This is a genomic window from Micromonospora sp. NPDC005553, from assembly GCF_042871765.1.
GTDB lineage: Bacteria > Actinomycetota > Actinomycetes > Mycobacteriales > Micromonosporaceae > Micromonospora.
In genome coordinates, this window is the sequence record NZ_JBIAJD010000017.1 from 1 (window position 1) to 5169 (window position 5169).

Annotated in this window: 2 rRNA genes; both read left to right on the plus strand. The window is 57.3% G+C overall.

Features of this window, described 5'->3' with window-relative positions:
- The first annotated feature begins 152 nt into the window (after positions 1-152).
- Positions 153-1667: ribosomal RNA gene (locus ACFYPG_RS33040) — 16S ribosomal RNA — on the plus strand.
- A 382-nt stretch (positions 1668-2049) separates the two neighbouring features.
- A 23S ribosomal RNA gene (locus ACFYPG_RS33045) occupies positions 2050-5158 on the plus strand.
- The 16S and 23S rRNA genes sit together here, the layout of an rRNA operon.
- The last annotated feature ends 11 nt before the right edge of the window (positions 5159-5169 follow it).

Sequence of the window (5169 nt, forward strand, 5' to 3'; positions counted from 1 at the left end):
TCGGTGTGTGGTTGTTCTTTGAGAACTCAACAGGGTGCTTGTAAAGCCAGTGCCAATTATGATTTATACCCCGGACTGGTCAGTTTTTGCTGGCTGGTTGGGATTCCTTTGGCAACATTTGTTTGTTGTCAGGATGCTGTTCAACTAATTTTTTGTTGGAGAGTTTGATCCTGGCTCAGGACGAACGCTGGCGGCGTGCTTAACACATGCAAGTCGAGCGGAAAGGCCCTTCGGGGTACTCGAGCGGCGAACGGGTGAGTAACACGTGAGCAACCTGCCCCAAGCTTTGGGATAACCCTCGGAAACGGGGGCTAATACCGAATATTACTTCTGGCCGCATGGCTGGTGGTGGAAAGTTTTTCGGCTTGGGATGGGCTCGCGGCCTATCAGCTTGTTGGTGGGGTGATGGCCTACCAAGGCGACGACGGGTAGCCGGCCTGAGAGGGCGACCGGCCACACTGGGACTGAGACACGGCCCAGACTCCTACGGGAGGCAGCAGTGGGGAATATTGCACAATGGGCGGAAGCCTGATGCAGCGACGCCGCGTGAGGGATGACGGCCTTCGGGTTGTAAACCTCTTTCAGCAGGGACGAAGCGAGAGTGACGGTACCTGCAGAAGAAGCACCGGCCAACTACGTGCCAGCAGCCGCGGTAAGACGTAGGGTGCGAGCGTTGTCCGGATTTATTGGGCGTAAAGAGCTCGTAGGCGGCTTGTCGCGTCGACCGTGAAAACTTGGGGCTCAACCCCAAGCCTGCGGTCGATACGGGCAGGCTAGAGTTCGGTAGGGGAGACTGGAATTCCTGGTGTAGCGGTGAAATGCGCAGATATCAGGAGGAACACCGGTGGCGAAGGCGGGTCTCTGGGCCGATACTGACGCTGAGGAGCGAAAGCGTGGGGAGCGAACAGGATTAGATACCCTGGTAGTCCACGCTGTAAACGTTGGGCGCTAGGTGTGGGGGGCCTCTCCGGTTCCCTGTGCCGCAGCTAACGCATTAAGCGCCCCGCCTGGGGAGTACGGCCGCAAGGCTAAAACTCAAAGGAATTGACGGGGGCCCGCACAAGCGGCGGAGCATGCGGATTAATTCGATGCAACGCGAAGAACCTTACCTGGGTTTGACATGGCCGCAAAACTCACAGAGATGTGAGGTCCTTCGGGGGCGGTCACAGGTGGTGCATGGCTGTCGTCAGCTCGTGTCGTGAGATGTTGGGTTAAGTCCCGCAACGAGCGCAACCCTCGTTCGATGTTGCCAGCGCGTTATGGCGGGGACTCATCGAAGACTGCCGGGGTCAACTCGGAGGAAGGTGGGGATGACGTCAAGTCATCATGCCCCTTATGTCCAGGGCTTCACGCATGCTACAATGGCCGGTACAATGGGCTGCGATACCGCGAGGTGGAGCGAATCCCAAAAAGCCGGTCTCAGTTCGGATCGGGGTCTGCAACTCGACCCCGTGAAGTCGGAGTCGCTAGTAATCGCAGATCAGCAACGCTGCGGTGAATACGTTCCCGGGCCTTGTACACACCGCCCGTCACGTCACGAAAGTCGGCAACACCCGAAGCCGGTGGCCCAACCCTTGTGGAGGGAGCCGTCGAAGGTGGGGCTGGCGATTGGGACGAAGTCGTAACAAGGTAGCCGTACCGGAAGGTGCGGCTGGATCACCTCCTTTCTAAGGAGCACCTTCCGACGAAAGTCGGTAAGGAGCCCGCATCACCCGACTGTGGTGGTGGGGTGCTCGAATGGCGGAGACACTGGCAAGTTTTGCCCTGGCAACGGCCGGCGGTGCTTAGTACAGCCACTCTTGGGTGGTGGGAACGGTTGCTGTTGGTGCGGCTGGGGGAGAATGTGAGCACCCTGTTGGGTCCTGAAGGAACAACCGTTGTGTTGTTGTTTCAGAGACGCGCCGGCCCTCCTTGGTGGGGGCTGGGAGTCTGCCAGGCATGGCCTGGCCCCACATACCGCTGACCGTTGGGTTGGGTTTGGTGTGGGGCGGATCGGGTTGTGGGTTGGTCGTTTGTTGAGAATTGCACAGTGGACGCGAGCATCTTTGTGGTCAAGTTGTCAAGGGCGAACGGTGAATGCCTTGGCACCAGGAGCCGATGAAGGACGTGGGAGGCCGCGATAGGCCTGGGGGAGCTGTCAACCAAGCTGTGATCCCAGGGTGTCCGAATGGGGAAACCTGGCACCAGTCATGTGGTGTCACCCACACCTGAACACATAGGGTGTGTGGAGGGAACGCGGGGAAGTGAAACATCTCAGTACCCGTAGGAAGAGAAAACAATTTAGTGATTCCGTGAGTAGTGGCGAGCGAAAGCGGATCGAGGCTAAACCGGCTGCGTGTGATACCTGTCAGGGGTTGCGTGGTCGGGGTTGTGGGACCCTGCTGAACAAGCTGACACTTGTTCGAGAAGTTACAAAGTCAGTGGCTAGTCGAACAGTCTGGAATGGCTGACCGTAGACGGTGAGAGTCCGGTAGGTGAAAGTTGCTGACCTTCTGTGGGTGTTCCCGAGTAGCGGCGGACCCCTGAAATCTGCCGTGAATCTGCCAGGACCACCTGGTAAGCCTAAATACTTCCTGGTGACCGATAGCGGACAAGTACCGTGAGGGAATGGTGAAAAGTACCCCGGGAGGGGAGTGAAATAGTACCTGAAACCGTTCGCCTACAATCCGTCGGAGCCTTGCGGGGTGACGGCGTGCCTTTTGAAGAATGAGCCTGCGAGTTAGTGGCATGTGGCGAGGTTAACCCGTGTGGGGGAGCCGTAGCGAAAGCGAGTCTGAATAGGGCGATTCAGTCGCGTGTCCTAGACCCGAAGCGGAGTGATCTAGCCATGGGCAGGCTGAAGCGCGGGTAAGACCGCGTGGAGGGCCGAACCCACCAATGTTGAAAAATTGGGGGATGACCTGTGGTTAGGGGTGAAAGGCCAATCAAACTCCGTGATAGCTGGTTCTCCCCGAAATGCATTTAGGTGCAGCGTCGCGTGTTTCTTGCCGGAGGTAGAGCACTGGATGGTCTAGGGGGCCCACAAGCTTACCGAAATCAGCCAAACTCCGAATGCCGGTAAGTGAGAGCGCGGCAGTGAGACTGCGGGGGATAAGCTTCGTAGTCGAGAGGGAAACAGCCCAGATCACCAGCTAAGGCCCCTAAGCGTGTGCTAAGTGGAAAAGGATGTGGGGTCGCATAGACAACCAGGAGGTTGGCTTAGAAGCAGCCACCCTTTAAAGAGTGCGTAATAGCTCACTGGTCAAGTGGTTCCGCGCCGACAATGTAGCGGGGCTCAAGCACACCGCCGAAGCTGTGGCATTCACATTTTATCCTCGCTTGGACTTGATTCCTTGTGCAGGTGTGTGGATGGGTAGGGGAGCGTCGTGCCGCGAGTGAAGCAGCGGGGTGACCCAGTTGTGGACGCGGCACGAGTGAGAATGCAGGCATGAGTAGCGAAAGAAGGGTGAGAAACCCTTCCGCCGGATGACCAAGGGTTCCAGGGCCAGGCTAATCCGCCCTGGGTGAGTCGGGACCTAAGGCGAGGCCGAGAGGCGTAGTCGATGGACAACGGGTTGATATTCCCGTACCCGCGAAAGAGCGTCCCTGACGAACCTCGTTGTGCTAACCACCCGAACTTGATGAGGTCTTCGGACTGAGTTGAGGGAGCGTGGGAACCTGATGGGTAGTAGTCAAGCGATGGGGTGACGCAGGAAGGTAGCTGAGCCCGGCCGGTGGTTGTGCCGGGGTAAGCGTGTAGGCCGTGTTGTAGGCAAATCCGCAACACATGAAGGCTGAGACGTGATGCCGAGCCGATTCAGGTGAAGTCAGTGATCCTATGCTGCCGAGAAAAGCCTCTAGCGAGTTCTTAGCGGCCCGTACCCCAAACCGACACAGGTGGTCAGGTAGAGAATACCGAGGCGATCGGGCGAACTGTGGTTAAGGAACTCGGCAAATTGCCCCCGTAACTTAGGGAGAAGGGGGGCCGGAGACGTGAAGCCCCGCGCGGGTGGAGCGTTGTATGGCCGCAGAGAGCAGGGGGAAGCGACTGTTTACTAAAAACACAGGTCCATGCGAAGAAGTAATTCGATGTATATGGACTGACGCCTGCCCGGTGCTGGAACGTTAAGGGGACCTGTTAGCTCTTCGGGGCGAAGCGGAGAACTTAAGCGCCAGTAAACGGCGGTGGTAACTATAACCATCCTAAGGTAGCGAAATTCCTTGTCGGGTAAGTTCCGACCTGCACGAATGGCGTAACGACTTCCCCACTGTCTCAACCACAGGCCCGGCGAAATTGCAGTACGAGTAAAGATGCTCGTTACGCGCGGCAGGACGGAAAGACCCCGGGACCTTTACTATAGCTTGACATTGGTACTCGAATTAGCTTGTGTAGGATAGGTGGGAGCCGGTGAAGTCCATACGCCAGTATGGGTGGAGGCAATCTTGAAATACCACTCTGGTTGATTTGGGTATCTAACTTCGGACCGTTATCCGGTTCAGGGACAGTGTCTGGTGGGTAGTTTAACTGGGGCGGTTGCCTCCTAAAAGGTAACGGAGGCGCCCAAAGGTTCCCTCAGCCTGGTTGGCAATCAGGTGTTGAGTGCAAGTACACAAGGGAGCTTGACTGTGAGACTGACAGGTCGAGCAGGGACGAAAGTCGGGACTAGTGATCCGGCACTTGCGAGTGGAAGCGGTGTCGCTCAACGGATAAAAGGTACCCCGGGGATAACAGGCTGATCTTCCCCAAGAGTCCATATCGACGGGATGGTTTGGCACCTCGATGTCGGCTCGTCGCATCCTGGGGCTGTAGCAGGTCCCAAGGGTTGGGCTGTTCGCCCATTAAAGCGGTACGCGAGCTGGGTTTAGAACGTCGTGAGACAGTTCGGTCCCTATCCGCCGTGCGCGTAGGATACTTGAGAAGGGCTGTCCCTAGTACGAGAGGACCGGGACGGACGAACCTCTGGTGTGCCAGTTGTCCTGCCAAGGGCACGGCTGGTTAGCTACGTTCGGAAGGGATAACCGCTGAAAGCATCTAAGCGGGAAGCCTGCTTCAAGATGAGGTATCCCACCCACTTTGTGGGGTAAGGCCCCCAGCTAGACGACTGGGTTGATAGGCCGGAAATGTAAGCCCGGTAACGGGTTCAGTTGACCGGTACTAATAGGCCGAGGACTTGACTACTAAGCTGCTAC